The organism is Streptomyces sp. NPDC031466 (genome assembly GCF_055581265.1).
In genome coordinates, this window is sequence record NZ_JBVIJT010000011.1 from 210,311 (window position 1) to 237,037 (window position 26,727).

General features: G+C 69.8%; 20 protein-coding genes. 4 read left to right on the forward strand and 16 right to left on the reverse strand.

Annotated features, from left to right (window positions below; translation table 11 throughout):
• Window positions 1-141: 141 nt before the first annotated feature.
• Window positions 142-1,344, reverse strand: coding sequence for a CapA family protein (locus tag ACZ5GP_RS27340; RefSeq protein ID WP_468753335.1), 1,203 nt, complete (start codon window positions 1,342-1,344; stop codon window positions 142-144).
• A 26-nt stretch (window positions 1,345-1,370) separates the two neighbouring features.
• Here ACZ5GP_RS27340 and ACZ5GP_RS27345 point away from each other — a divergent pair, with 26 nt between their 5' ends.
• The gene (locus tag ACZ5GP_RS27345; RefSeq protein WP_468753336.1) at window positions 1,371-2,354 is read left to right on the forward strand and encodes a hypothetical protein; all 984 of its coding nucleotides are present in this window, start codon (window positions 1,371-1,373) and stop codon (window positions 2,352-2,354) included.
• Window positions 2,355-2,387: 33 nt separating this feature from the next.
• Here ACZ5GP_RS27345 and ACZ5GP_RS27350 read toward each other — a convergent pair whose 3' ends face one another.
• The 15 genes from ACZ5GP_RS27350 to ACZ5GP_RS27420 all read right to left on the reverse strand — a co-directional run bounded on the left by ACZ5GP_RS27350 (window position 2,388) and on the right by ACZ5GP_RS27420 (window position 21,202).
• Entirely contained in the window at window positions 2,388-3,194 is an 807-nt protein-coding gene (locus tag ACZ5GP_RS27350; protein WP_468753431.1) for an endonuclease/exonuclease/phosphatase family protein, read from the reverse strand.
• Window positions 3,195-3,298: 104 nt separating this feature from the next.
• Window positions 3,299-4,783 carry an ArnT family glycosyltransferase gene (locus ACZ5GP_RS27355; RefSeq protein ID WP_468753337.1) on the reverse strand — a complete coding sequence of 495 codons (1,485 nt, stop codon included), beginning with the start codon at window positions 4,781-4,783 and terminating at the stop codon, window positions 3,299-3,301.
• 82 nt (window positions 4,784-4,865) lie between these two features.
• The gene (locus ACZ5GP_RS27360; RefSeq protein WP_468753338.1) at window positions 4,866-6,392 is read right to left on the reverse strand and encodes an amino acid permease; all 1,527 of its coding nucleotides are present in this window, start codon (window positions 6,390-6,392) and stop codon (window positions 4,866-4,868) included.
• 115 nt (window positions 6,393-6,507) lie between these two features.
• Window positions 6,508-8,427, reverse strand: coding sequence for a 1-deoxy-D-xylulose-5-phosphate synthase (dxs, locus tag ACZ5GP_RS27365; protein ID WP_468753339.1), 1,920 nt, complete (start codon window positions 8,425-8,427; stop codon window positions 6,508-6,510).
• Between the two features lie 223 nt (window positions 8,428-8,650).
• On the reverse strand, window positions 8,651-9,943 hold the full coding sequence (locus ACZ5GP_RS27370; protein WP_468753340.1) for a sugar ABC transporter permease: 1,293 nt from the start codon (window positions 9,941-9,943) through the stop codon (window positions 8,651-8,653).
• Window positions 9,940-10,740, reverse strand: a complete 801-nt coding sequence (locus ACZ5GP_RS27375; RefSeq protein WP_468753341.1) for an ATP-binding cassette domain-containing protein — start codon at window positions 10,738-10,740, stop codon at window positions 9,940-9,942. Before ACZ5GP_RS27375 ends, ACZ5GP_RS27370 begins: the two co-directional genes overlap by 4 nt.
• 144 nt (window positions 10,741-10,884) lie before the next feature.
• Window positions 10,885-11,982, reverse strand: a complete 1,098-nt coding sequence (locus ACZ5GP_RS27380) for a substrate-binding domain-containing protein (RefSeq protein ID WP_468753342.1) — start codon at window positions 11,980-11,982, stop codon at window positions 10,885-10,887.
• A 121-nt stretch (window positions 11,983-12,103) separates the two neighbouring features.
• Window positions 12,104-13,303: an ROK family transcriptional regulator gene (locus tag ACZ5GP_RS27385; RefSeq protein ID WP_468753343.1), complete on the reverse strand. Its 1,200-nt coding sequence runs from the start codon at window positions 13,301-13,303 to the stop codon at window positions 12,104-12,106.
• Between the two features lie 196 nt (window positions 13,304-13,499).
• The gene (locus tag ACZ5GP_RS27390) at window positions 13,500-14,372 is read right to left on the reverse strand and encodes a carbohydrate ABC transporter permease (RefSeq protein WP_468753344.1); all 873 of its coding nucleotides are present in this window, start codon (window positions 14,370-14,372) and stop codon (window positions 13,500-13,502) included.
• Window positions 14,372-15,319: a carbohydrate ABC transporter permease gene (locus ACZ5GP_RS27395; RefSeq protein ID WP_468753345.1), complete on the reverse strand. Its 948-nt coding sequence runs from the start codon at window positions 15,317-15,319 to the stop codon at window positions 14,372-14,374. Before ACZ5GP_RS27395 ends, ACZ5GP_RS27390 begins: the two co-directional genes overlap by 1 nt.
• 33 nt (window positions 15,320-15,352) lie before the next feature.
• Window positions 15,353-16,615: an extracellular solute-binding protein gene (locus ACZ5GP_RS27400; RefSeq protein WP_468753346.1), complete on the reverse strand. Its 1,263-nt coding sequence runs from the start codon at window positions 16,613-16,615 to the stop codon at window positions 15,353-15,355.
• A gap of 148 nt (window positions 16,616-16,763) precedes the next feature.
• Entirely contained in the window at window positions 16,764-17,657 is an 894-nt protein-coding gene (locus ACZ5GP_RS27405; RefSeq protein ID WP_468753347.1) for a carbohydrate ABC transporter permease, read from the reverse strand.
• A gap of 22 nt (window positions 17,658-17,679) precedes the next feature.
• Complete coding sequence (locus ACZ5GP_RS27410) at window positions 17,680-18,621, reverse strand: carbohydrate ABC transporter permease (protein WP_468753432.1); 942 nt, start codon at window positions 18,619-18,621, stop codon at window positions 17,680-17,682.
• 195 nt (window positions 18,622-18,816) lie between these two features.
• Window positions 18,817-20,250: an N-acetylglucosamine/diacetylchitobiose ABC transporter substrate-binding protein gene (gene ngcE / locus ACZ5GP_RS27415; protein WP_468753348.1), complete on the reverse strand. Its 1,434-nt coding sequence runs from the start codon at window positions 20,248-20,250 to the stop codon at window positions 18,817-18,819.
• A gap of 349 nt (window positions 20,251-20,599) precedes the next feature.
• Window positions 20,600-21,202 (reverse strand): CGNR zinc finger domain-containing protein, encoded by a 603-nt coding sequence (locus tag ACZ5GP_RS27420; RefSeq protein ID WP_468753349.1) that lies wholly within the window; start codon window positions 21,200-21,202, stop codon window positions 20,600-20,602.
• 21 nt (window positions 21,203-21,223) lie between these two features.
• Here ACZ5GP_RS27420 and ACZ5GP_RS27425 point away from each other — a divergent pair, with 21 nt between their 5' ends.
• The 3 genes from ACZ5GP_RS27425 (at window position 21,224) to ACZ5GP_RS27435 (ending at window position 26,507) form a co-directional block, all read left to right on the forward strand.
• On the forward strand, window positions 21,224-21,676 hold the full coding sequence (locus tag ACZ5GP_RS27425; protein ID WP_468753350.1) for a VOC family protein: 453 nt from the start codon (window positions 21,224-21,226) through the stop codon (window positions 21,674-21,676).
• Window positions 21,677-21,739: 63 nt separating this feature from the next.
• Window positions 21,740-22,459 (forward strand): peptidoglycan-binding domain-containing protein, encoded by a 720-nt coding sequence (locus ACZ5GP_RS27430; RefSeq protein ID WP_468753351.1) that lies wholly within the window; start codon window positions 21,740-21,742, stop codon window positions 22,457-22,459.
• A gap of 151 nt (window positions 22,460-22,610) precedes the next feature.
• Entirely contained in the window at window positions 22,611-26,507 is a 3,897-nt protein-coding gene (locus ACZ5GP_RS27435) for a GH92 family glycosyl hydrolase (RefSeq protein WP_468753352.1), read from the forward strand.
• Window positions 26,508-26,727: the final 220 nt, after the last annotated feature.

Sequence of the window (26,727 nt, forward strand, 5' to 3'; positions counted from 1 at the left end):
CTCCTCTCCTGGAATGACGCATGGCAGGGAAACGCACAGTGATGCGCTCCGGAGAGGTTCGACCCTCGGTCCGCCGAAAAAGATGTACGGCCTGAATGAGATGTGAGTTACATCGCGCTGTGCGGAGGTTTACCCTCCGGTTCAGTCCGCCGGAAGTTCTTCCAGCGGTTCGAGTCCGTCCTTGCTCGCGCCCCTGTTCAAAAGCGTGCCCTGGGTGCGCTCGAAGGCCAGCCGGTAGCGGGAGCGCTGCTGCTCACTGAGGCCCTCGCCGTCCCGCAGCACGGCGGCCACGTCGAGGAGCCGGTGGTCCTTGACCGCTCCCTTGGGCAGGGCGCCGGTCTCGTCCGGGTCCGGCGGGATGTCCACGAACGTGGACACGTACTTGGCGTCGACGTCCCACTTGCCGCCGCGCTTGACGAATTCGAACCAGCCGATGACACCCTCCTCGGTCAGCCCGCTGGGCACGTCGTGCCGGGCGATCTGGTTGCCGAGGCCGTACGCGATCCAGGTGCCGTCGACCTTCTCCATCGGCTGGACCACGTGGGCGTGGTGGCCGATGACGAGGTCGATGCCGCTCTCCCGGGCGATCTTGCGGGCCAGCGCGAGCTGGGGGCCGCTGGCGTTGGGCTGGTTCTCACGCCCCCAGTGGATGCTGAGGATCACCACTTCGGCGCCCGCGGCCCGCGCCTTCTTCTCGGCGGCGGAGATCCTTCCGAAGTCGTTCTGGTTGACGAGCCACGGCTTGTCCTTCGGGACCTCGCGGCCGTTGAACCCGAAGGCGAAGGCGATCTGCGCGACCTTGACGCCCTTGACCTCGGTGATGAGCGGTTTGTCCGCTTCCGCCGCGCTGCGTGCCGAGCCGGTGTGGCGCAGCCCCGCCTTGTCCAGCGTGTTCAGGGTGCGGGTGACGCCGGCGGGGCCGTGGTCGAGCGTGTGGTTCGAGGCGGTCGAGCACTGGTCGTAGCCGACGTCCTTGACCGCCGTGGCTATCTGCGGCGGGACGAGGAAGTCGGGATAGCTCTGGAAGGGGCCGTCGGGCTTGCCCACCACCGGCTCGAAGTGGCAGATGCCGAGGTCGGCCTTGCTGATGACCGGCTTGACCCCGGCCATCATCGGCCGGAAGTCGAGGCCCCTGTCGCCCTTGCCCGTGACCTTGGCGTCCTTGCGGGCCTGGTCGGTGAGCTGGGGGTGGATCAGGATGTCACCCGCGGCGGCGACGGTGAACGAGGGGCCGTCGGCGGCGGCTTCGCCGTCGGCGCCGAAGGGACCGCAGGCGGCCGTGGCGAAAAGCAGGAGCGCGGAGGCCGCACAGGTCACGAAATGCCTGCCGGAGGGACGTGTCATCACAGGGATATCTTTATACGACCATGATGAACTCCCGCACCCGGCCCATGGCGGTCGCAAAGAAGCTGCGGATCCTCGCCGCCGTCACGGCCTGTGTCCTCAGCCTCTCCCAGTGCACCGGGGACTCCTCGGGCAAGGACCGCGAGCCCACCGGGAAAGGGTACCGGTCGCCGGGCGCGGCCACCCCCGCGCCCGGCCTGGAGCGCGAGATCACCGAGTACACCGCCGGCTTCGGCGAGGACACCGGCTACCGCCACCCCTCCCGCGGGGACCGCGAGAGCATCACCAAGGGGGTCGCCCTGCTCCTTGACGGCCGCCGCGAGGAGGCCGAACACCGCCTGGCCGACGTGGACTTCGCGCTGCGCACGGTGACCGACGAGGCCACCGGCCGCCGGTACGCGGAGGTGGCCGACCGCTCCGAGGGCGGCGCCGCACCCCGTGGCTGGGGGCGCGTCTATCTCGACCTCGACTCCCCCGCGCGCTGGACGGTCCAGGTGCCGCACCCCGTCGCCGACCGCAACACCGAGCGGCTCGGCGCGAGGCTCCTCGGACGCGCCCCGGGCGGCATCCTGATCGTCGCGGGAGCGCATCGCAAAGCCGGCCGTGGCGACGAGGCCGACGTGGCGCACCGCAGGGACAGCGTCTTCCACGCCGTCTGCGCCGAACTGGCGCGGCGCGGGCTGCCCGGCGTACAGCTGCACGGCATGGCGGACGACTCGGCTCCGGACCACGACGTGGTCGCCTCCACGGGCCGGGGCACCGAGGGGCGCACCGAGGCCCGCGCCCTCGCGACCGCCCTGCGGAAGCGGGGCTACGACGTGTGCCGGGCCTGGGCCCGGTCCTGCCCCCTGGAGGGCCGCACGAACGTGCAGGGCCGCTCGGCGGCCCTCCACGACGTCTCGTTCCTGCACGTGGAATTCGGCCCCCGCCTGCGCGAGCACCCCGACGACGCGACCGAGGCGGTCAACGCCCTGACAGGGGTCGTACGGGGGTGGGGGCGCCGCCGCTGACCCGCGCCCGCCCGCGCCCGCGCGGCCAAGGGGTCACCCCAGCTCCACGTCGCTGTGCAGGATGTGATGGTCCGAGTACAGGGTCGGATGGACACCGTGCTTCCGCGAAGCGACGTCCCGCAGGAAGACGTAGTCGAACTTGCTGTGCCAGTCCGTGGTGGGCACGCAGCCGGCGCGGCCGGTGGGCGCGGGGCGGCACCCGGGGTCCGTGTCCGTGGCCAGGGACCACATCTTCGCCAGCTCGGGTGCGGCCGGTTCGGCGTTGAAGTCGCCGAGGACGATCGCGCGCTCGTGCCGGGCGACGGCCGCGGCGAGCACCGCGGTCTGTGCCGCCCGGACGTCCTCCTGCCGCCGTTGGGCGAGGTGCGTGTCGAAGACGCGGACGGACCGGCCGTCCACCTTCGTGGTCACGGCCAGGTACCCCCGGTCCTCGGAACCGCCGTCGGGGTAACGCACGTGCACGCGGTCCGTCATCGGCGCCGCCGAGAGGATCGCCTGGCCGAACCCGCCCGGGCGCCAGGGCCATCCTCCGCAGCGGCCCCAACTGCGCAGCGCCGTCCCGTACTCGACGTGGTAGACCAGCCCGTACAGGCCCTCCAGATAGTCGCGGATCTTCTCCACGTCCCGTATGCAGGCCTCCTGCAGGCCGATGACCTGCGGCGCGTACGTGGCGATCTCCGCCGCCCGGCCGGCGTTGCCCACCTCACAGGGGTTGCAGATGTTCCACGTCATGACCCGGTTCGGCACGACGTCCCGGACGGCGTCGGCGGGCAGCGACCTGGCGAGGAAGGCGTCGCCCGGCGCGCTCGGACCAAGAAGCGCCACGCAGAACACGGCCATGGCCGCCGCGAGGACCCGCCTGCCCCCTGCCCGCACCCTCGCCTCCCTCACGGTCGATCACCAGACTGTACGCGGGAGCCGACCGCGCCGACGGTCCACCGGCCTCACTCCACCCGCCGGTACACCACCGCCCCCTCCACCCGCAGCACCGGCTCGTACCCCGCCTCCAGCGCCCTGCGCAGGGACGGGACGTGGGAGAGGCCGTACGGTTTGCCGCGGGAGTCGTCGACGACCAGGGCCGGCGGGTGGGCGCGCCACTCCTTCTCGAAGGTGGGCCACGCGCCCCGCACCCCGAACCTCTCCCCCACCTTCGGGCCGTCGCGGCCGCCGCTGTAGTTGGTCAGCAGACCCGCCGTCAGGAAGCGGCTCGCGGGGGCGCGGTCGGCCAGCCAGTAGCCCTCCGGGTGCATCCCCCACAACAGCACCTCGGCGTCGGGCGCCGTGTACGCCCTGACCGTTTCCGCCAGGCGCGTGGCGTGCGCCAGTTCGGGACGCGGCACGACCAGGCCCCAGGCCAGGAACAGCGCGCACGCGCAGCCCGAGACGGTGACCGCGCGGGCCGTGCACCGGCGCGGCAGGATCTGTAGGGCCGCCGTGCCCAACAGGGCGAGCGGCGGCATGAGTTGCAGGTAGTAGTGGCCGAAGAAGTGGAAGCCGAGCAGGACCGCCGCCGCCGACGAGGCGAGCCACAGCCACAGCTCCCCCGGCCCGGTACGGGCGATGCGCAGCACGCGTACCACCGGCGGGACGATGCCCGCGCAGGCCACCGCGAGGAGCGCGGCGTTCGCCAGTCCCCGCCCCAGCACGTGGAGTTCGGAGCCCGTGAAGGAGGCGTACGCGCCCGATCCCGTCACCGTCCAGAACAGGAAGCCGGAGAACGTGGTGAGCGCGGCCGCCGCGAGGACGGGGGCGCACAGCCCGGCCCCCAGGCACAGCAGGCCCCGGCGCCCCGCCCCGCCGCGCCACAGCAGCCACAGGACCGGCAGGAGCACCGCGCCCCCGGTCTGCTTGGCGAGGAAGGCGCAGGCGACCGCCGCGCCCGCGGCGCCCCACCGGCGGCGGTCCGCGCACCACATGGCGGCGGCCGTGCAGGGCAGCATGAAGACCTCGAAGCCGGCGGCCTGGGCGTCCTCGGGGTTGAGGCCGACGGAGATCAGCAGGTACAGCACGCCCGCCGTGCGCCCCGCCCCGTGCCCCCAGCGGCGCCGGGCCAGTGCGGCCAGCAGCACCGCCGTCAGGAGCTGCGCGGCGATCGCGAGGACCTTCAGCGGCAGGAGCGAGGAGTCGCCGAAGAGCGCGAAGGCGCCCGCGTAGAGCCAGGGGACGAGCGGCGGCTTGCGGTCGACCACCGTCTCGTACAGCTCGCCGCCGTCGGCCAGCATCCGCGCCTGGACGGCCAGATAGCCCTCGTCGGGGTTCCACAGCGGGCACCGGAAGGAGGGCAGGCGGGTCAGGCACGCCAGGGCGGCGAGCAGGGGAAGCAGCCGCAGCCAGGGAGCGGCCCGGTCGCACACAGTGCGCGACTCACGTCCGCCCGGCGCCCGGACGTCGCGTACGGAGCGTGGCAGGGCGGAGGGCACGGCGGGCATGTGTGCACGCTATCGGGCCCCGTACCCCTGGGCGTATCGGGACATACGAGGCCTGCCGAGAGACTTACGGAAAGACAGTTGGCTACAGTGCGTTACCAGCGTGGGGGTCGCGCACGTGGAGGCGGCTGTGCGAGCGCCCGTACGCGAAGTAGACGACGATGCCGATCACCATCCAGATGGCGAACCGCAGCCAGGTCTCCGCCGGCAGGTTGAGCATCAGCCACAGCGAGGCGAGCACCGACAGGACGGGCACGAACGGCACCAGCGGGGTGCGGAACGCGCGCGGCAGGTCGGGGCGCTGCCTGCGCAGCAGGATGACGCCGAGCGCGACGACGACGAAGGCGAACAGCGTGCCGATGTTGACCAGTTCGGCCAGTTCGTCGATGGACGTGAAGCCCGCGACGATCGCCACGATCACGCCGAGCAGGATCGTCGAGCGGTAGGGCGTGCCGAACTTGGGGTGGACCTTGGAGAACGTCAGCGGCAGCAGCCCGTCGCGGCTCATCGCGAAGAAGACCCGGGTCTGGCCGAGCAGCAGGATCATGCAGACCGAGGTGAGGCCGACGGCCGCGCCGAAGCTGATCAGGCCCGCCCAGAAGGGGTGCCCCACGGACTTGAAGGCGTCGGCGAGCGGGGCGTCCGTCGACAGTTCGCTGTACTTCTGCATACCGGTGACGACCACCGACACGGCGACGTACAGAAAGGTGCAGATCAGCAGCGAGCCGAGGATGCCGCGGGGCACGTCGCGCTGCGGGTTGTGGGTCTCCTCGGCGGCGGTCGCCACGATGTCGAAGCCGATGAAGGCGAAGAAGACCACGGCCGCCGCGGTGAAGATGCCCATCACGCCGAAGTTCGAGGGCGTGAAGCCGAACATCAGCTGGACCAGCGGCGCCGCGACGCCGCCGGCGCCCTCGGGGTGCTCACTCGACGGGACGAACGGGTCGTAGTTGGCGCCGGTGATGAAGAACGCGCCGACGATGATGACCAGCAGCACCACGGTGACCTTGACGGCGACGATGACGTTGGTCACCCGCGAGGACAGCTTCATGCCGAGGACCAGGACGCCGGTCAGGGCGAGCACCAGCAGACAGGCCAGCAGGTCGAAGCCGAAGCTTCCCTCGTGCGTCCCGCTGAGCGACTGCGGCAGATGCAGGCCCGCGGTGTCCAGGAGCGAGCGCAGGTAGCCGGACCAGCCGACCGCGACCACCGCGCAGCCGAGCGCCAGCTCCAGGATGAGGTCCCAGCCGATGATCCAGGCCGGGAACTCCCCGAGGGAGGCGTACGAGAAGGTGTACGCGGACCCGGCCACCGGCACCGTCGAGGCGAACTCGGCGTAGCAGAGCGCCGCGAGCCCGCAGACGAGGCCCGCGACGACGAAGGCGAGGGCCACCGAGGGCCCCGCCGTCTCCTTGGCGATCTTTCCGGTCAGGACGAAGATGCCGGTGCCGATGATCACGCCGACGCCGAAGACCGTGAGGTCGAGGGCGGACAGCGACTTCTTGAGCGCGTGCTCCGGCTCCTCGGTGTCCCTGATGGACTGCTCGACGCTCTTCGTCCTGAAGAGGGTGCTGCTCACGGGCGTACCTCCCACGCTTGTCGTCCCCGACATGATCGAGAGGCCGCGTACGCGGCACGCCCCGGCGCGGGCCCATTCACGCGAATGGGCCGGTCCCACCACCCGTACAGGGTGTCGGGACCGGCCCTTCGGCGGTGTCGGGCAGGGTTCAGTCGCGGGCGGGCTCCACGGCGTCGCCCGCGCGCTCGTACCGGCCGTCGAGCTTGGCGACCAGACCCGTCACCTGGCGGGCGATGTCCGGGGCGGTCAGCCCGATCTCGGCCATGATCTCCTTGCGGGAGGCGTGGTCGAGGAAGCGCGGCGGGATGCCGAAGTCGCGCAGCGGCACGTCGACGCCCGCGTCGCGCAGGGCCTGGGCGATCGCGGAACCGACGCCACCCGCGCGGGAGTTGTCCTCGACGGTGACGACGACGCGGTGCTGCTCGGCGAGCGGCGCCATGGCCTCGTCCACCGGCTTGACCCAGCGCGGGTCCACGACGGTCGTGGTGATGCCCTGCTTGTCGAGCAGGCCCGCGATCTCCAGGCACATCGGCGCGAGCGCGCCGACGGACACCAGCAGCACGTCGGGCCGCTCGCTGCCCGCCTCGCGCAGCACGTCCATGCCGCCGACCGTGCCGACGGCCTTGACGGCCGGGCCGACCGCGCCCTTGGAGTAGCGCACGACGGTCGGCGCGTCGTCGACCTCGACGGCCTCGCGGAGCTGGAGGCGGACCTGGTCGGCGTCGCGCGGGGCGGCGATCCGCACCGTCGGCACGCACTGGAGGATCGACATGTCCCACATGCCGTTGTGCGAGGCGCCGTCCGTGCCGGTGACGCCCGCCCGGTCCAGGACGAAGGTGACGCCGCACTTGTGCAGGGCCACGTCCATCAGGAGCTGGTCGAAGGCGCGGTTGAGGAACGTGGCGTAGACGGCGAAGACGGGGTGCAGGCCGCCGGTGGCCAGGCCCGCCGCGGAGACGGCCGCGTGTTGCTCGGCGATGCCGACGTCGTACACCCTCTCGGGGAACGCCTTGGCGAACTTGGCCAGGCCGACCGGCTGGAGCATGGCCGCCGTGATGGCGACGATGTCCTCGCGCTCGTGGCCGAGCTTGACCATCTCCTCGCCGAAGACGGACGTCCAGTCCATGCCGCCCGCGGCGATGGGCAGGCCGGTGTCGGGGTGGATCGGGCCGATGCCGTGGAAGTGGTCGGCCTCGTCCTCCTCGGCGGGCTTGTAACCGCGGCCCTTCTCGGTGAGGCAGTGCACGATCACCGGGCCGCCGAAGCGCTTGGCGCGCTGGAGCGCGGATTCCAGGGCCTCGATGTCGTGGCCGTCGATCGGGCCGACGTACTTCAGGCCGAGGTCCTCGAACATGCCCTGCGGGGCGATGAAGTCCTTCAGGCCCTTCTTGGCGCCGTGCAGCGTCTCGTACAGCGGCCTGCCGACGACGGGGGTGCGCTCCAGGATGTCCTTGCCGCGGGCCAGGAACCGCTCGTAGCCGTCGGTCGTGCGCAGCGTCGCGAGGTGGTTGGCGAGCCCGCCGATCGTGGGCGCGTACGACCGCTCGTTGTCGTTGACGACGATCACGAGCGGGCGGTCCTTGGCGGCCGCGATGTTGTTCAGCGCCTCCCAGGCCATGCCGCCGGTGAGCGCGCCGTCGCCGATGACGGCGACGACGTGGTCGTCCTTGCCGCGCACCTCGTTCGCCTTGGCCAGGCCGTCGGCCCAGCCGAGGACCGTGGAGGCGTGGCTGTTCTCGATGACGTCGTGCTCGGACTCGGCGCGCGAGGGGTAGCCGGACAGGCCGCCCTTGCCGCGCAGTCCCTTGAAGTCCTGGCGGCCGGTGAGCAGCTTGTGCACGTAGCTCTGGTGGCCGGTGTCGAAGAGGACCTTGTCCTTGGGGGACTCGAAGACGCGGTGCAGGGCGATGGTCAGCTCGACCACGCCGAGATTGGGGCCGAGGTGGCCGCCGGTCTTGGAGACTGCCTCGACGAGGAAGCCGCGGATCTCTCCGGCCAGCTCGTTCAGCTCCTCGGGGCTGAGCCGGTCCAGATCGCGCGGTCCCGTGATGCGGGTCAGCAGCGGCACCCGTGCCTCCTTGCAATAGAGCTGAGATGTGCTGTTCGAGCGTTGCCGGGTCTGTCGAGTCTAATGTTCCGCCGCCGCGAACCGCGCCCGGGGAGCCGCCCCCGGCTCACACGGAGAACCCCCGCGCCCCTTGGGGGGCACGGGGGAAGCCCCGTAAGGGGCACGGAGAGCCGCGCGACCAGCAACAACAGAGCCGGCAGCCGAAAATCCGCCCGGGGGAACGCTACGCGCGCCCCGCCGACTTCTGCGTACGCCGCGAGACGGAGTCGATGACCACCGCCGCGAGCAGTACCGCTCCCGTGATCATGAACTGGATCTCACTGGCCATGCCGAGCAGGTTCAGCCCCTGCTGGATGGACTGGATCACCAGCATGCCGAGGAGCGCGGACCACACCTTGCCGCGGCCGCCGAACAGGCTCGTGCCGCCGATGACGGCCGCCGCGATCACCATCATCAGCGTGTTGCCGCCGCCGAGGCTCTTGGTGGCGCCGCCGGAGAGGCTCGCGATGAACAGGCCGCCGAAGGCCGCCAGCATGCCGGAGATCGCGAAGACGGTGATCCGGACCCGGTCGACGTTGATGCCGGCCCGGCGAGCGGCCTCCGCGTTGCCGCCGACCGCGAAGACCTGGCGGCCGAAGGTGGTGCGGCGCGCCACGAAGTCCGCGATCACGAGGACGGCCAGGAAGAGCACCAGGGCCAGCGGCAGGCCGCGGGCGCCGACGGGCTCGTTCAGCACGTACGCCGCACCGCCCGCGAGGACCGCGACGACGACCGTGCGCAGCACGATCTCGCTGACCGGGCGCGAGGGCAGCCCGGCGCTCCTGCGGCGCTTGCTGTCGAGCAGCAGGGAGGCCGCGTACGCGAGGATCGCGACGGCGGCCAGGCCGTAGGCCGCGCCCTTCTCCGCGAAGAAGTGGCCGGTGAGGTCCTCGACGACGCTGCCCTCGGGAGTGTTGATGCTCCCCTCGCCGCCCATCAGCCAGATCTGCAGACCGCTCCAGCCGAGGAAGCCGGCCAGGGTGACCACGAAGGCGGGCACGCCGACCTTGGCGAAGAAGGCGCCGTGGACGGCGCCGATGACCAGTCCGGTGAGGATGGCGAGGAGCACCGCGAGCCAGTCGTTCAGGCCGTGGGTGACGCTCAGCACGGCCCAGACGGCCGCGCCCATGCCCGCCACCGAGCCGACCGAGAGGTCGATCTCGCCGAGCAGCAGGACGAAGACGATGCCGACGGCCATGATGCCGAGGCCGGAGGTGAAGACCGCGATGTTCGCGAGGCTGCTCGCGTCCAGGAAGTGGTCGTTCTTCAGCTGGAAGACGACCGCGATGACGATCAGGCCGATGACGACCGGCAGCGAGCCCAGCTCGCCGCCGCGCATCTTGCGCTTGAACTCGCTCCAGTAGCCGGCCAGGCCCTCCTCGCGCACCAGCAGGCGCGGGTCGACCGCGGGGACGGGCGCGGCGGAGGCCGGGGCGTCGGTGTTCTTGCTCGTCGGGGTCTTGGCGAGGTCGCTCACTTCGCTCCCTCCTTCGGTGCCGTGGCCGTACGCGCCTTGCGGCGGGTGACGGCGTTGTCCGTGGCGCCGGTGATCGCGGCGATGATCTCTTCGTGGCTGGTGTCGGCGACGGAGAAGGTGCCGTTGTTGCGGCCGAGCCGCAGCACCGCGACCGTGTCCGCGACGGCCTTCACGTCGGCCATGTTGTGGCTGATGAGGATCACGCCGTGGCCGCGCTCGCGCAGCCGCTCCACCAGGTCGAGGACCTGCGCGGTCTGCTCCACGCCGAGGGCCGCGGTGGGCTCGTCGAGGATGACGACCTTGGGGTCGCCGACCAGGGCGCGGGCGATGGCGACGACCTGGCGCTGACCGCCGGAGAGCGCCGCGACCGGGATGCGGACGCTGGGGATGCGGATGGAGAGGGTGTCCAGGAGCTCCCTGGCCCGCTTCTCCATCTTGATCTCGTCGAGGACGGAGGCGCTCTTCAGCTCGCTGCCGAGGAAGAGGTTGGCGACCACGTCGAGGTTGTCGCACAGGGCGAGGTCCTGGTAGACGGTGGCCACGCCGAGGTTCTGGGCGTCGTGCGGCCGGCCGATGCGGACCGGGCGGCCCTCCCATTCGATGGTGCCGTCGTCGATCGGGTGGACGCCCGAGATCGTCTTGACGAGGGTGGACTTGCCGGCTCCGTTGTCGCCGACGAGGGCGACCACCTCACCGGCATGGATTTCGAGGTCTACGTCCGTGAGCGCCTGGACGGCGCCGAACCGCTTGGAGACCCCGCGCAACGCCAGCACGGGCGTAGCGGACACGTGAATCATCTCCTTCGCCGCCTGACCGGCGGGGATGGTGGTGCAGCGAGAGCAGTGCCGCGAGTGGGCACGGGTTCCAGGGAGCGCTCTCTGGAGCGCCCCCCGGAACTCACTTCATGTGAACGATGTGAACGGCTGTGCCGCGGGCGGGAGTTACTTGATGCCCGCCGCGTCGCACGCCTTCTTGTACTGGGCGGTGCAGATCTCGCTGACCTTGTAGACCTTGTCCTTGACGATCGTCTCGGCGACCTCGTTCTTGGTGATCGCCTGCGCGTCGTAGAGCTTGGCCGGGATGCCCTTGAAGTCGCCGCTGAGCGAGTCGACCTTGCGGTCGGTGATCGTGTCGATGGCCTTGCCCTGGAGCAGGCGCACCGCGATCTCGGCGGTGGTCTCGGCCTCCGGCTTGATCTCCTTGTAGATCGTGTAGTCCTGGTCGCCGCTCAACAGGCGCTGCACACCCGCGAGTTCGGCGTCCTGGCCACCGACGGGGACCTTGATGCCGCGCTGCTTGAGGGCGGTGATCGCGCCGCCCGCCATGCCGTCGTTGGCGGCGTAGACGCCCTGGATGCCGTCCTTGCCGAGCTTGTCGATCGCGGAGGACATCTTGCGGTTCGCCTCGTCGGGCGACCAGTCCGGGATGTCCTGCTCGTACGCGATCTTCTTGACCTTCTTGTCGAGCACCGAGTGGGCGCCCTTCTTGAAGAAGGGGGCGTTCGGGTCGGTCGGCGAGCCGTTGATCATGACGACGTTGGCGTCCTTGGCCTCGGAGCCGAGCGCCTTGACCATGGCCCCGCCCTGGAGGCGGCCGATCTTCTCGTTGTCGTAGCTCACGTAGGCGGCGAGCGGGCCCTCGGCGAGACGGTCGTACGCGACGACCTTGACGCCCTGCTTCTCGGCCTGCTTGACCCAGGACTTGGTCGACTTGTAGTCGACCGCGTCCAGAATGATCACCTTGATGCCCTGGGTGACGAGGGCGTCGAACTGCTTCTTCTGGGTCTCGATGTCCTGCGCGGCGTTGTTGTACTTGACCTTGCAGTCCGAACAGAGTTCCTCGATCTTCGCCTCCATGATGGGGCGGTCGAAGGTCTCGTAGCGGGTCGTCTTGTTCTCGGGGAGCAGCAGACCGATGGTCTTGCTGTCGCCGCCGTTGCCCTTGTCGTCGCCGTCGCCGGCCTTGCCGCACGCGGTCATGGCCAGTGCCATCGAAACCGCGGCGGTGCCTATGACGACGCGACGCGTCACTGCGTTCATGGTGGGTGCCTCCCTGACGAGGCCGCGTCGTTGCGGCCGAGGTGGCTCGAAGTCAACTCGGCCGCCACACCAGCGTCAAGGAGTAAATCCTTAACGAGATGACAACGGTGCCATGCGTTATCTAAGTGAAGGCAGGCGAGGCGACGGCGAGCGACCCGTCCAAAAGGGTGGAATCGCCCATCTCGCTGAGGGCGAGCGCCAGCGCGCCGAGCACCTCGGCCCGGCCGCCGAGGGCCCCCGGGAGAACGGTCAGCTGACGCGCGGCGCTGGGGATCGCGTACCGCCCCACCGACTCCCTGATGGGCCCGAGGACCAGCTCACCGGCCTCGGCGAGGTCCCCGCCGAGGACCACCCGGGAGGGGTTCAGGAGGTTGCACAGATTCGCCACGCCGCTGCCGATGTGCCGCCCGACGTCGGCGATCACCCGCCGGCACCCCGGGTCGCCGCCTCGCGCGAGCCCCACCACGCGCTCCATGGTCAGATCCGTGCCGTGGCTGGACTGGAGCAGCGGCAGGACGTAGCGCGCGGCGGCGAAGGTCTCCAGGCAGCCGCGGTTGCCGCAGCGGCAGACCGGGCCCGACTCGTCGAGGGTGATGTGCCCGATCTCCCCGGCGGTGCCGCCGGGCCCCCGGTAGATGCGCCCGCTGATCACGAGCCCCGCGCCGACACCGCTCGCCACCTTGATGTACGCGAGGTCCTTGACCCCGCGCCCGCTCCCCCAGACCAGCTCGCCGAGCGCGCCGAGGTTGGCGTCGTTGTCCACGTGCACCGGCACGCCGAGGCGGCCGCCCAGCTCCTCGGCGGGCTTGGTGCCGGTCCAGCCCGGCAGGATCGAGGTCGAGCCGAGCGTGCCGGACTCCACGTCGATGGGCCCGGGCACGCCGAGGCCCACCCCGGTGATCTTCGTACGGTCCACTCCCGTGGCCGCGATCAGCCTGCTGACCAGCTGCTCGGCCCGGTCGAAGCCCTGCGCCGCGGAAGCGTCCACGTCCAGCGGCTCGGCCTCCTCGGCGAGCACCTGGTGGGCGAGGTTGCCGACGGCCACGCGCAGGTGCGTGTGCCCGAAGTCGACGCCGATGACGATGCCCGCGTCCCCGCTGAGCGAGACGCTGCGGGCCCGCCTGCCGCCCGCCGAGGTGGGTGTGACCTCGACCGTCCCGCCGTCCTTCAGCTCCCGCACGATGTTGGAGACCGTCGCCGCCGACAGGCCCGTCGTCCTCGCGATCTCCGCCTGCGTGAGCGAACCGGCGAGGCGTACGGCGCGTACGACCCGCTCCAGATTGGCCCGGTGCAGAGAGGACTGCGACCCCGGAGTCTCCATTGACTCTTCCACCTTTGCCTGTATGACGTACGACACCAGGGCCGCCCGTACAAGTTGTGAACTCCAAGCTCCGATGAAGGGGTTGGCGCAGTCAAGTCCTTGACGGAAAAACAGTGGATCGGACACCCAAGGGGCCGGGGCCCGGCGGGGGACATTCCGCTCCCCCGTCCGGGCCCCGGCCCCGCGGCCTCGGCCGTTACTTCACCGATCCCGCCGTCAGCCCGCTCACCACGTGCCGCTCGATGAACGCGAACAGCACGATGACCGGCACGATCGCGACCACGGACGCGGCGAAGAGGTAGTTCCACTGGACGGTGTAGTTGCCGATGAAGTTGTTGATGCCCACCGTCAGCGGTTGCTTGTCCGGCTCGGTGGTGAGGGTCAGGCCCATCACGAACTCGTTCCAGGAGGTGATGAAGGTGAAGATCACCGCCGTGACCACGCCCGGGAGCGCGAGCGGCAGCGTCACCCTGATCATCGCGCCGAAGCGGCTGGTGCCGTCCACCATGGCGGCCTCCTCCAGCTCCGGGGGGATCGAGCTGATGTAGGCGGTCAGGATCCACACCGCGAAGGCGAGGTTGAACGCCGCGTTGGTGAGGATCAGCGTCCAGACCGAGTTGAGCATGTCCAGCTGGTGGAACTCGCGGTAGAGGCCGACCAGCAGGGCGGTGGGCTGGAACATCTGGGTGACGAGGACGAGCAGCAGGAAGGCCTTGCGGCCCCGGTAGCGCATGCGCGCCGTGTAGTACGCGGCCGGCAGCGAGACCAGCAGGACCAGCAGGGTCGCCCCGCCCGCGACGAGCAGGGTGACCTGGAGGTTCTGGCCCAGCTCGGACTCTTTCCAGACGTCGACGAAGTTGGCCCACTCCAGGTCCTGGGGCAGGTAGGTGCGGTCCCGCAGCTCGTCCTTGGGGCGCAGCGCGGTGACGATCATCTCCAGGTACGGCGCGAGGAAGATCGCCGCGAGGAGCCAGGCGCAGGCCGTGACGACCAGGGTGCGGGGCCGGAAGGCGCGCTTGGGCGCGCGGCCCTTCCCGGGTGTGGGGCGTATCGCCGTCGTGGCGGCCATCAGTCCTCCTCGTTCCACCGGCTGACCTTCAGGAAGATCAGCACGAGCACCACGACCATCAGGAAGTTGACGACCGACATGGCCGCGGACTCGCCGATGTCGGTCTCCTTCAGCTTGTACATGAACACCATCGACGTGGAGGTGTCGTAGCCCGGACCGCCCTGGGTCATGGCCCAGATGATCGGGAAGGAGTTGAAGACGTTGATGAGGTTGATGACCACGCCGACGAGGAAGGCGGGCCGCAGCATCGGGAGCGTGATGTGGCGGTACGTCTGCCAGGGCCCCGCCCCGTCGATCCGCGAGGCCTCGTAGACGTCCCGGGGGATGGTCTGGAGGCCGGCCAGGAGCGTGTACGTGGTGAAGGGCAGGGAGACGAAGACGGCGACGGCCATCATCCAGGGCCAGGCGGTCTCCGGCCTGCCGAGCCAGTCCCGGGGGCTGTCGATGAGCCCGAGGTCCAGCATCGCGGTGTTCAGCACGCCCGCGGTCTGGTTGAGCATCCACTTGAAGCCGATGGCGGTCATCAGGACGGACGCGGCCCACGGAGCGATGAGCGCCCAGCGGGTGACACGGCGGCCGGGGAACTTCTGATCGAACAGCTGGGCGAGTGCGAGCGAGAGCAGCATCGTGACGGTGACGACGACGACCGTCCACACCACGGTCCAGGTCAGCACCGCCCCGAAGTCGCTCTCCTCGAAGAGCTTCTCGAACTTGTCGGTCCCGGCGCCGCCGCGCACCTTGCCGGCGATGGAGATGTTGAGGAACGAGGTGCGGACCAGCTCGATGACGGGCCAGACGACCACGGCGAGGATGAGCAGGATGACGGGCGCTATCCAGGGCAGCGGGCCGAGCCGGGCGATGCCGCCGCGGCGGCTCACCGGCGCGGCCGCGCGCCCGCCCCGTCCCCGGCCCGGGCCGGCCGGGGACGGAGGGGCCTTCAGTGACACAAGGACTCCTTGCGAACCAGATGGGCTGGGGGGCTACTTGGCGTCGGCGGCCGCCGACTCCGCCTTCTTCTGGAGGTCGCCGAGCACCTGCTTCGGGTCATCGACGACGGCCTTGCCGCCGGTCTTCTTGATCTCGGCGGAGACGAGGTCCCACGAGGTGTCGCCCAGCGGGTAGAACCTGGCGTTCGGCAGCACCTCGAAGAACGGCTCCAGGTCCTTGTGCCTGCCGTTGGACTGCATGCTCTGCAGGGCGTCCTGGGTGACCGGCATGAGGTTGTACATCTCGTCGAACGCCAGCATCTTCTTGGAGTACGTGAAGTCCAGGAACTTCTTGACGCCCTCCTTCTCGGCGCCGCCGTCCTTGAACGCCATCATCCAGTCGGCCACGCCGAGGGTGCTCTTGAGCGGCCCGTCCTTGCCCGGGATGGGCGCGACGCCGTAGTCGACCTTGCCGTCCTTGGCCATCTGGACGAGGCTCGGGTGGCCGTTGAGCATGCCGACCTTGCCGCCCGCGAAGTCGGCGAAGGCCGTCTTGCGGTCGGTGGAGGCGGGGTTGGCGTAGGTGAGACCGGGCTTGACCAGGTGGGTCTTGAGCCACTCGAAGGTCTCGACGTTCTTCGCGCTGTCGACGGTGTACTTGCCGCCCGCGTCGGTGTAGCCGCCGCCGTTGCCCAGCTCCCACATCATCGTCTCGCCCTGGGCCTCCTCGGGGCCGAGCGGCAGGGCGTAGGGGGTCTCGGCGGCCTTCTTGGCCTTGATCTTCTTTGCCGCGGCGGCGAGTTCGTCCCAGGTCTTCGGCGGGCTCTTCACGCCGGCCTTCTTGAAGACGTCCTTGTTGTAGAACATCACGCGGCTGGAGGAGACCCAGGGAATGCCGTACTGGGTGCCGTCGACCTCACCGGCCTTGGCGAAGGTGGGGATGAGGTTCTCGCGGGTCTTGGCGGACATCACCTCGTCCGCCTTGTAGAGGAGGTCGTCGGCGACCTTGTCGGCGTAACCGCCGGTCTGGAGGAGGTCGGGCTCGTCGCCCGCCTGGATCATGTTCTTGACGGACTTGTCGATCTCGTTCCAGTTGATGACCTGGACGTCGACCGTGTAGCCCTTGTTGGCCTTCTCGAATTCCTTCTTGACCTGGTTCCAGTACACCTTGGAGGCGTTGGAGGCCTTATCGCCGTAGTCGGCGGCGACGAGCTTAATCGTCTTGCTGTCGCCGCTGTCGCTGTCCCCGCCGCAGGCGGTGAGTCCCAGCGCCATGCAGAGCGTTGCCGCACCGGTGGCGACCATTCGGTTCCTCATGCTGTTCAACCCTTCGACTCCAGTGTCGACTTGAGCGCGTACAGTCGCCCCCCGCTGCGCCGTCGGGCCGACACTACTCACGTCCGGTTTTGCCTCGACAGGCCTAGACCACTTTCGTGGCCAAGCTGAAATCACCAGCCTCACCAGGTCACTTGAGCGCCCCGGTGGTCAGACCGGCCTGTACCTGTCGCTGGAAGACCGCGTAGACGACGAGGACCGGCAGCATGGCGATCGTCAGACCCGCGAAGAGCGCCCCCCAGTCGCCGCGGTAGCCCTGGGAGACCGCCAGCGAGGCGAGCCCCTGTGGCAGTACGTAGTTCTGCTCGTCCTCGTTGTTGAGCAGCAGCGGGAGCAGGTACTGGTTCCACTGGCCGAGGAAGTTGAAGATGCCGATGCTGACCAGACCCGGTTTGGCCATCGGCAGCATGATCTGGAAGAAGGTGCGGGTGTGCGAGGCGCCGTCGACCATCGCCGCCTCCTGTACGCCGGTCGGCAGCGTACGGAAGAAGGAGGTCAGGAAGAAGGTGGTGAAGGGCAGCGAGTACGCGATGTAGGCGATCATCAGGCCCGGCCGGGTCTCCAGGAGCCCGAAGTTCTCCATGACGGCGAAGAGCGGCACGAGCGCGAGGATGACCGGGAACATCATGCCGCCCGCGAAGAGCATGAAGACGAACCGGTTGCCGGGGAAGGTGAAACGGGCGATGACGTAGGCCGCCATCGAGCCGAGCAGCATGGTGCCGGTCAGCGAACCGGCCAGGACGATGAGCGAGTTGACCGTGTAGCGGCCGATGTTGGCCTTGTTCCACGCGTGGGTGAAGTTCTCCCAGTGGAAGGAGGCCGGCCAGCCCATCGGGTCGCTGAGGATCTCGGCCGAGGGGCGCAGCGCGGTCAGCGCGACCCAGATCAGGGGTCCTGCGGCCAGCACGACCCACAGGACGAGGAAGGCGTGCGAGAAGACGTTGAGGGTGGTGCCCGCCTCGCTCTGCCTCCGGGGGGTGGCGGTGGTGTCGGGGCGGGGGGCGGCGGCGCTGGTCGTGGTCATGAGGCAGTGGCTCCCGCGGTCTTCAGTATTCGATCCGGTCACGGTTCCCGACCCGCATGACGATCAGCGAGAACGCCATGCTCAGGACGAGGAGGACGACGCCGATGGCCGTGGCGTAGCCGTACTGGCCGTCACGGAAGCGTTCGTAGAGGAAGACCGGGGTGACCTTCAGGACGTGCGGGGGCACCATCACCAGGCAGATCGCGAAGGTGTCGAGCGCCTGGATGCCCATGTAGATCCAGCCGGTGCGCACCGAGTCGCGGATCAGCGGGAGGGTGACGCTGAAAAAGGTGCGGGCGCGGCCCGCGCCGTCCAGCAGCGCGGCCTCGTACACGTCCTTGGGGATGGACCCCATGGCGGCGGAGAACAGCACGACGTAGAAGCCGATGAAGCTCCAGCTGATCACCATGAGCAGGGACACGAGGCCGAGGGTCCGGTCGCCGCCGAGCCAGGCGGGCCCGTCGACGCCCATCTTCTCCAGGCCGCCGTTGATCAGGCCGCTGTTGGTGTTGAGGACGCGGCCCCACACCACGGCGATGATGGCGACGGACAGGACCTGCGGGAAGAAGTAGACGACCTTGTAGAACGAGGACCCGGCGACGCCCGCGATGGCCTTGCCCCTGCGGTGCCGTCCACCCGCGGTGATCATGTAGGCGAAGAACATGCCGAGGACCAGGGTGAGGACGGGGGCGATGACGAGCAGCAGGGTGCTGATTTGCAGCGAGTCCCAGAACCGGTCGTCGTCCCACATCTTCCGGTAGTTGTCGAACCCGACGAAGTGCGCGACGGGGCCGCCGGACCAGTCCGTGAACGAGTAGTAGATCGCCTGGAGGAAGGGCGAGACGACGAACAGCGCGTAGAACGCGAGCGGCACGGCCAGGAAGCCCACGATGAAGCGGTACTTGTCGAGCGTGCGGTAGCGCCGGTCGTAGCGGACGCGCCGGGGGGTGAGGCCGGGCGGCAGCAGCAGCGCCGGCCACAGCAGCAGGCCGGGCAGCGGGGCCGGGGGCGGGCCGGAGGACGGCTTGTGCCCGGGCCGCTCGCCCGCCGGGGGTTTCTCCGCGGTGTCCTTGGTGTTCTTCTTCGGGGGTGGCGGATCGCCCACCTGGGTGTCGCTCTGCACGCTGCTCGGTCCCGGCCGCTCGTCCACCTCGCCCGCTCAGGCCTTCTTGACCTTGGTGATGTCGGGGTCCTTCAGGATCCGTTCGCTGGCCTTCTGCATGGTGTCCATGGCCTGCTTGGGGCCGATCTGGCCCTGCATGAACGTGTGGATCATGTTGTTGTAGTCCTCGCGGAACAGCTCGTTGTACCAGTCCATGAAGTGGGGGATGACGATGTTCTCGCCGGCGGCCTTGATCGCCTTCTGGGCGCTCGCCGTGCCCGAGGGCAGCTTCTCGCCGTCGATGGCGCCCTTGACGACGGGCATCGAGCCGACCTCCTTGAAGAGGTTGAGGGCGGCTTCCTTGCTGTACATCATCCGCAGCCACTCCAGGCCGCCCTGCCGGTTCCTGGCCTTGGCGGGGACGATGAAGGGCTCACCGGCCGGGGCGTAGAGCGTGCCGAAGGGCATCTTGTCGCCGGAGTCCAGCGAGGGGGTGGCGCCGACCGTCATGCGGAAGTCAGCGGGGGTGGTGTCCTTCGCCTCGTTCTCCACCCAGGAGCCGTTGGGCACGAAGAGGCACTTGCCCTCCTTGGTCCAGGCGGTCTGCATCTCGGTGTGGGCCTGCTGGCCGTCGAAGCCGGTCAGCACGTACTTCTTGGCGACCAGTTCCTCCCAGGCCTCGAAGACGTCCTTGACCGCGTCGTGCCGCCAGGCGTCCGGCTCCAGGTAGTCCATCGCCTCGATGACCTCGCGGCCGCCGCGCTGGGCGAACATCGCGTACATGCTGAAGAACATGTAGCGGGGGTGGCCGCCGGGGTAGCTCCAGCCGTGGATGCCCTTGGCCTTGGCCTTCTTGCAGACGGCGAGCATCTCGTCCCAGGTCTTCGGGTACGCGCTGTCGAGCCCGTCCTCGAGGAGCTTGGCGGAGTACCAGTTGCCGTACACCGTCAGCGCGATGTTGAGCTGGTAGCACTCCTGGCCGCCGAAGCGGCCCATCTGCTCGACGACCGGGACGAGGGTCTCGCGGACGGTGACGTCCGGGTCGTCCCAGGAAGGGGCGTCGAGCACCTCGCCGAGGTCGGCGACCTGCTCGTTGTGCACCAGCTTGCCGATGTTCATCTGCTCGGCGCCGGAGTTGTTGACGACGTCCGCGGTGGGCTTGCCCCGGACGATCTTCGGCTGGACCTGGGTGGCGATCTTCTCGGTCGCCTTCTGGTCCGGCTTGGCCTCGGGGTACTTCTTCGCGTACATGTCCGTGACGAACTGGGCGTACTTGTCGCCGTACCCGCCGTTGAAGATGTAGACCGTCAGGCCCGCGTCCGCTTTCACGCCGAGCGGGTTCTTCGTGGACTTCTCGCCCTTCTCGGCCTTGTTCCCCTCGCCGCCCCCACTGGCGCAGGAGCTGAGCGCCCCCACGGCCGGCACCGCGAGCAGCCCGGCGGCCGCCGCCCTCTTCATGACATCACGACGGTTGACGCTGGTGGATCCCATGCTCAAGTCCTCGCCTTCATACAGGACTCAGGCGGTGAACCGGACCCTCCCCGGCACCGCGGTGGTGTGAAGCTGGGGTCGTGCGTGGATGCCGAACGGCTGTGCGGGCCGACGGGTGCCGACAGGTATAGTCCACTCCCCGCCGGCTGAGCAAGATCGAATACATGTTTGCCCCACGGGTTTTCCTAGTTGAGACCTACGGGATCGCCTGGTCAAACCTCTCGCACCACGCCGGGCGGGGGCGTGGACTTTCGCGGCGTTTCGCATGGACTTTCCGGCGGGGGGCGGTTGTGCCGTCCGTAGAGGGCCGGCCCTCTGCCGGGTGCTCACCGAGCACGCCAGGCGGGGATCATCCCTCCGCGGCGTGGCGGGCGCGCAGTGCCCTGACCTTGTGGCGGTTGCCGCAGTGCTCCATGGAGCACCAGCGGCGGCGTCCGGGACGCGAGGTGTCGACGTGGACGAGGTGGCAGTCCTCGGCGGCACAGGTGCGGACGCGGTGGGCGAAGGGGCCGGTCAGCAGCTCGACGGCATCCCGCGCGACGGTGGCCAGCAGGTGCGTTCCGGTAGCCGCGTTCGCCCACTGCCGCTGCCCGGCCGGCGTAATGGCGGGCGCCAGGGGCGGGTGGGCCGCCGCCTCGTTGAGAATCTCCAGGTCGGCGGGTGGATGGGGCTCGCCCCGGGTGTGGGCGGCGACCACGCGAAGCAGCGCGTCGCGGAGCCTGTGCGCGTCGGCCACCTCGGACGGGGAGACGTCCAGTACGGGCGTCGGGGTCAGCCGGCACCGGTCTGCCCAGGTGGCCAGGTCGGCGGGCTCGTGCAGGACCTCGTACCGACGGTAGGGGCCGGGGCCACCGGTGGTCAGCAGTTCCAGGCACAGCGCACCGGGGTCGAACCGGTAGGCGACGCCGGTGCGGGATCGCAGCGTCAGCCCCTGGGTTGCGGAGGGCGTCATGTAACCAATATGAGTGGTTATATGGCACTGAGTTGGAAGCTGGTCATCGACAGCGGGAACGCGCCCGTCCTCGCGGACTCCAGGGCCGCGGCCCTGGAGTACGAGGTGGAGGACCCCGGCGCACTCGTCGAGCGGCTGCTGGCCGCCGGCCACATCGAAGAGGAAGCCGTCGTCGAGCACCGCGGCCGCAAGAACTTCCGCGGCTACGCCGCGATCCGCCACCCCGAGGACCCGTTCGACGAGCTCAGCGGCGTGGGCCGCGGCCGACGGCTCCTCTTCCAGGACGTGCCCGAGAGCAAGGCCGGCAAGAACCGCCTGCACCTCGACGTCCACAGCGAACCCGGCGGCCTCGACACGCTGGTGGCCCGGCTGGAAGGCCTGGGGGCGACCCGTGTCCGCGAGGTGGACAAAGGACCGGCCGGGCATTGGTGGATCATGCGGGACCCGGAGGGCAACGAGTTCTGCGCGGCGTAGGGACAGGGACCCCCCGGGGGCTGCGACCGGCTCAGCAGAGCCGAGGCGCCACGCCTGGGCGTCGTGACCGGTCCTCGCGGTCTGCCGGACGGCGGCGAGCAGGACGGGTGGCTCCGGGCTGAACCAGTCCAGCGCCTGTTGATGGTCAGCCAGGGCTCACGGTGGGGCAGGGACTGGGCCCGGGCGGCGGCGATGGTCGGCGCCAGGAGCAGGCGCGAGCACGACCCGATCAGCCCGTCGACCGCGGCCACTTCGGCGACACCCCGGTCACGGCCCAGCATGTCGACCAGCAAGGTGCGCGCCTCCTCCCCGCTCAGGACGTCGAGCGTGCTGCACCGGGCCTGTCCGGCGGTGAGCAGGCCGGCCGGTTGCCGACGGCTGGTGATGACGACCGAGCAGGGTGGCGGGCCGGGCAGGAGGGGCCGGACCTGGTCGGTGGCACGGGCGTTGCCCAGCACGATCAGCTTGTGTTTCCCGGCGACCAGGGTGCGCCAGAGCCCGCCCGGGCATCTTCACAGTGCGTTCGGTCCCAAGACGCACGACGCCACCGTCGCCTGGCAGAAGGACAATCTGGGCGAGGCCGACGGCATCGTCGGCAAGGACACGTTCGGCGCAACCGGCCTGTGCCTGAGCGACTCGGACGGCAACGGAACGGTGGACCACTGCCTGGCCACCGAGGGGCGTACGTTCCTCGTCAGCCGCACCGCCGACTGCGACTTCACGCCCTACGACCGCAACGGCGACAACCACATCGCCGGCTACGACTACCGGCCCTGCGGCTGACACCCCGTTCGCCGACCGGTGGCCCCCGGGGGTCGATCCCTGGGGGCACCGGCCCCCGCAACAGCCTTGACACCATTCGCCACTTGCCTCCCTACTAGACCTTGCGCAGCGATCGTGACAACGTTGTCCAACCGCAAGGAGGGGCTCGGGGATGCCGTACAGGGCACGCAGACCTCGTTACAGAGACCACCGTCCGGGTGCGCCCGGACCCCGTTCGGCCGTGGCCGTCGGCGCGCTGGCGCTGGCGCTCGTCGCGGCGTCGCAGGGGGGCGCCGTCGCCGGGCCCGAGCAACCGCCGCGCGCGGAACGGGAGTTCGTGTCCTCCTTCGAGGAGGGGGACGCCCAGCCGGACTGGGTGAGCACCGTCGAGACGGGACCCGACGGCAGGAAGAAGGCCTCCGGCGTCAACGGCGCGTTCAGCTCCGGCCTGCCCGGCAGCGTGATGGACCAGGTCACCGAGGTCCGCGCCAGCGGGGAGAACGCGGGCTCCGGCGAGGTGGCCGAGAACCTCGTCGACGGCGAGGCCACCAGCAAGTGGCTGACCTTCGCGAAGTCCGGCTGGGTCGAGGTCGACCTGAAGGAACCCGCCAAGGTCGTGACCTACGCGCTGACTTCGGCGAACGACCACGCCGAGCGCGACCCCAGGGACTGGACCCTGCAGGGCTCCACGGACGGCAAGGACTGGAAGGTCCTCGACAAGCGTGCCGGCGAGGCGTTCGACGGCCGGCACAAGACGAAGAAGTACGACGTGGCCGAGCCCGCCGCGTACTCCCATTTCCGTCTCGACGTCACGGCGAACAACGGCGCCGCCGACATCCTCCAGCTCGCCGACCTCCAGCTCTCGGTCGGCGGCACCGAGACCCCCGCCCCCGAGGACATGCTGAGCCTCGTGGACCGCGGCCCCAGCGGCTCCCCCACCGCCAAGGCGCGCGCCGGATTCACCGGCAGGCACGCGCTGCGCTACGCCGGCACCCACCTGGCCGACGGCCGCGGCTACTCGTACAACAAGGTCTTCGACGTGAACGTGCCGGTGCGGCGGGACACCGAGCTGGGCTACCGCGTCTTCCCCTCGATGGCCGACGGGGACCGCGACTACGCGGCGACGAACGTCGCCGTGGACCTGGCGTTCACCGACGGCACCTATCTGAGCGACCTGCGCGCCGTGGACCAGCACGGCTTTCCGCTGAACCCGCGCGGCCAGGGCGCCGCGAAGGTGCTCTACGTCAACCAGTGGAACAACGTCACCTCCTCCCTGGGCCAGGTCGCGCGCGGCAGGACGGTCGACCGGATCCTGCTCGCGTACGACGCCCCGAAGGGCCCCGCGAAGTTCCGCGGCTGGCTGGACGACGTGTCGCTGAAGGAGAAGGCGCCGGCCGGACCGAAGGCGCACCTGTCCGACTACGCGGACACCCGGCGCGGCACGAACTCCAGCGGCGGCTTCTCGCGCGGCAACAACTTCCCGGCGACGGCCGTCCCGCACGGCTTCAACTTCTGGACACCGGTGACGAACGCGGGCTCCCTGAGCTGGCTGTACGACTACGCGCGCGGCAACAACGACGACAATCTGCCGACGATGCAGGCGTTCAGCGCGAGCCATGAGCCGAGCCCGTGGATGGGCGACCGCCAGACGTTCCAGCTGATGCCGTCCGTCGACAAGGACACCCCGAGCGCCTCGCGGACCAAGCGGGCGCTGCCCTTCCGGCACGAGAAGGAGACGGCGCGCCCGCACTACTACGGCGTGACGTTCGAGAACGGCCTCAAGGCCGAGATGGCGCCCACGGATCACGCCGCGATGATGCGGTTCACCTATCCCGGTGACGACGCGAGCGTCATCTTCGACAACGTCTCCGACAAGGGCGGTCTCACCCTGGACAAGGAGAGCGGTGTCGTCTCCGGGTTCTCGGACGTCAAGTCGGGCCTGTCGACGGGCGCCACGCGGCTGTTCGTCTACGGGACCTTCGACGCGCCCGTCACCGCCGGCGGCAAGCTCGAAGGCGGCGGTGGCGGTGATGTCACAGGCTATCTGCGCTTCGCGGCGGGCGGGGACCGCACGGTCAGCCTGCGTCTGGCCACGTCCCTCATCAGCCTGGACCAGGCGAAGGCCAACCTCGACCGGGAGATCCCGGCCGGTACGTCCTTCGGCCGGGTGAAGGACCGCGCCCAGCAGCAGTGGGACGCGATTCTCGGCAGGGTGGAGGTGGAGGGCGCGAGCCAGGACCGGCTGACGACGCTGTACTCCTCGCTGTACCGGCTGTACCTCTACCCCAACTCCGGTTTCGAGAAGGTCGCTTCGAGGGGCGGCAGGACGACGTACAAGTACGCGTCGCCGTTCTCGCCGCAGCCCGGCCCCGACACGCCGACGCACACCGGCGCGAAGATCGTGGAGGGCAAGCCCTATGTGAACAACGGCTTTTGGGACACCTACCGGACGACGTGGCCCGCGTACTCCCTCCTCACGCCGAAGAAGGCGGGCGAGCTGGTCGACGGCTTCGTGCAGCAGTACAGGGACGGCGGCTGGACCTCGCGCTGGTCGTCCCCGGGGTACGCGGACCTGATGACGGGCACGTCGTCGGACGTCGCGTTCGCCGACGCGTACGTCAAGGGCGTGAAGTTCGACGCGAAGGCCGCGTACGAGGCCGCGTTGAAGAACGCCACGGTCGTGCCGCCCAGTTCGGGCGTCGGCCGCAAGGGCATGCAGACCTCGCCGTTCCTCGGTTACACGAGCAGCGAGACGCACGAAGGCCTGTCGTGGGCGCTGGAGGGTTACCTCAACGACTACGGCATCTCCCGTATGGGCGCGACCCTTTACAAGAAGACGGGCGAGAAGCGCTACAAGGAGGAGTCCGCGTACTTCCTCGACCGCGCCCGTGACTACGTGCACCTCTTCGACGCCGAGGCGGCGGGGGCGGGCACGGACCCCGGCTTCTTCCAGGGCAAGGACGCCAAGGGCAACTGGCGTGTCCCGTCGGACACGTTCGACCCGCGCGTGTGGGGTCACGACTACACCGAGACGAACGCCTGGGGGTACGCCTTCACGGCCCCGCAGGACTCTCGCGGCCTGGCCAACCTGTACGGCGGCCGCAAGGGCCTCGCGAAGAAGCTCGACACGTACTTCGCGACCCCCGAGACCGGCTCCGCCGAGTTCGCCGGCTCCTACGGAGGCGTCATCCACGAGATGACGGAGGCGCGTGACGTGCGGATGGGCATGTACGGGCACTCCAACCAGGTCGCCCACCATGCCGCGTACATGTACGACGCCGCCGGGCAGCCCTGGAAGACGCAGGAGAAGGTCCGCGAGGTCCTCGCCCGCCTCTACACCGGCAGCGAGATCGGCCAGGGGTACCACGGCGACGAGGACAACGGCGAGCAGTCCGGCTGGTACCTCTTCTCCTCGCTCGGCTTCTACCCGTTGGTGATGGGCAGCGGTGAATACGCGATCGGCTCACCGCAGTTCACGAAGATGACCCTGCACCTGGACAACGGCCGCGACCTGGTCGTCAAGGCGCCGAAGAACAGCGCGAAGAACGTGTACGTGCAGGGGCTCAAGGTCAACGGCAAGGCCTGGCGGTCGACCGCGCTCCCGCACAAGCTGGTCGCGCGCGGCGGTGTCCTGGAGTTCGACATGGGCCCGAAGCCGTCCTCGTGGGGGACGGGCAGGAACGCCGGGCCGACGTCGGTCACCCAGGACGACGAAGTGCCCTCGCCCCGCAAGGACGCGATCAAGGGCGAGGGGGACCTGTTCGACGACTCCTCGGCGACGTCGTCGCCGCTGACCGGTGCGGTGGAACTGCCGGTCGGCGGAGCCACGAAGGCCGTGCAGTACACGCTGACGTCGTCCACCGACCGGGCGAAGGCGCCGCGCGGGTGGGTGCTCCAGGGCTCCGCCGACGGCGAGAGGTGGAAGAACCTGGACAGGCGCTCCGGTGAGGCGTTCGCCTGGGACCAGCAGACCCGGGTGTTCACGGTCGCCCGCCCCGGCACCTATCGCCACTACCGGCTGGTGCCGGAGGGTTCCTCGACTCTGGCGGAGGTGCAACTGCTGGGCTGAGGAGGCCGGTTCGGGCCGGGCCGTGCCCCGCTGACGCTTGCCGTCGGCGGGGCACGGCCCTTTCGCGTTGCCCCTCGGTCCCGTGTGCGGCGACGAGAAGGTGGGGTTCTCCATAGGTCCGGCCAAGGGGCTGCCTCAGCCCCGGCCTGGGGGGTGCCCCAGCCCTGGTCGGGGGGCTGCCTCAGCCCCGGCCCGGTGGGTGCCTCCATGGCCGGGCGGG

Coding starts and splice junctions, on each gene's coding strand:
- ACZ5GP_RS27340 (WP_468753335.1), bottom strand. CDS start 1,344: ATGACACGTCCCTCCGGCAGGCATTTCGTGACCTGTGCGGCCTCCGCG.
- ACZ5GP_RS27345 (WP_468753336.1), top strand. CDS start 1,371: ATGAACTCCCGCACCCGGCCCATGGCGGTCGCAAAGAAGCTGCGGATC.
- ACZ5GP_RS27350 (WP_468753431.1), bottom strand. CDS start 3,194: ATGGCCGTGTTCTGCGTGGCGCTTCTTGGTCCGAGCGCGCCGGGCGAC.
- ACZ5GP_RS27355 (WP_468753337.1), bottom strand. CDS start 4,783: ATGCCCGCCGTGCCCTCCGCCCTGCCACGCTCCGTACGCGACGTCCGG.
- ACZ5GP_RS27360 (WP_468753338.1), bottom strand. CDS start 6,392: ATGTCGGGGACGACAAGCGTGGGAGGTACGCCCGTGAGCAGCACCCTC.
- ACZ5GP_RS27375 (WP_468753341.1), bottom strand. CDS start 10,740: ATGATTCACGTGTCCGCTACGCCCGTGCTGGCGTTGCGCGGGGTCTCC.
- ACZ5GP_RS27380 (WP_468753342.1), bottom strand. CDS start 11,982: ATGAACGCAGTGACGCGTCGCGTCGTCATAGGCACCGCCGCGGTTTCG.
- ACZ5GP_RS27385 (WP_468753343.1), bottom strand. CDS start 13,303: ATGGAGACTCCGGGGTCGCAGTCCTCTCTGCACCGGGCCAATCTGGAG.
- ACZ5GP_RS27390 (WP_468753344.1), bottom strand. CDS start 14,372: ATGGCCGCCACGACGGCGATACGCCCCACACCCGGGAAGGGCCGCGCG.
- ACZ5GP_RS27400 (WP_468753346.1), bottom strand. CDS start 16,615: ATGAGGAACCGAATGGTCGCCACCGGTGCGGCAACGCTCTGCATGGCG.
- ACZ5GP_RS27405 (WP_468753347.1), bottom strand. CDS start 17,657: ATGACCACGACCAGCGCCGCCGCCCCCCGCCCCGACACCACCGCCACC.
- ngcE (WP_468753348.1), bottom strand. CDS start 20,250: ATGGGATCCACCAGCGTCAACCGTCGTGATGTCATGAAGAGGGCGGCG.
- ACZ5GP_RS27420 (WP_468753349.1), bottom strand. CDS start 21,202: ATGACGCCCTCCGCAACCCAGGGGCTGACGCTGCGATCCCGCACCGGC.
- ACZ5GP_RS27425 (WP_468753350.1), top strand. CDS start 21,224: ATGGCACTGAGTTGGAAGCTGGTCATCGACAGCGGGAACGCGCCCGTC.
- ACZ5GP_RS27435 (WP_468753352.1), top strand. CDS start 22,611: ATGCCGTACAGGGCACGCAGACCTCGTTACAGAGACCACCGTCCGGGT.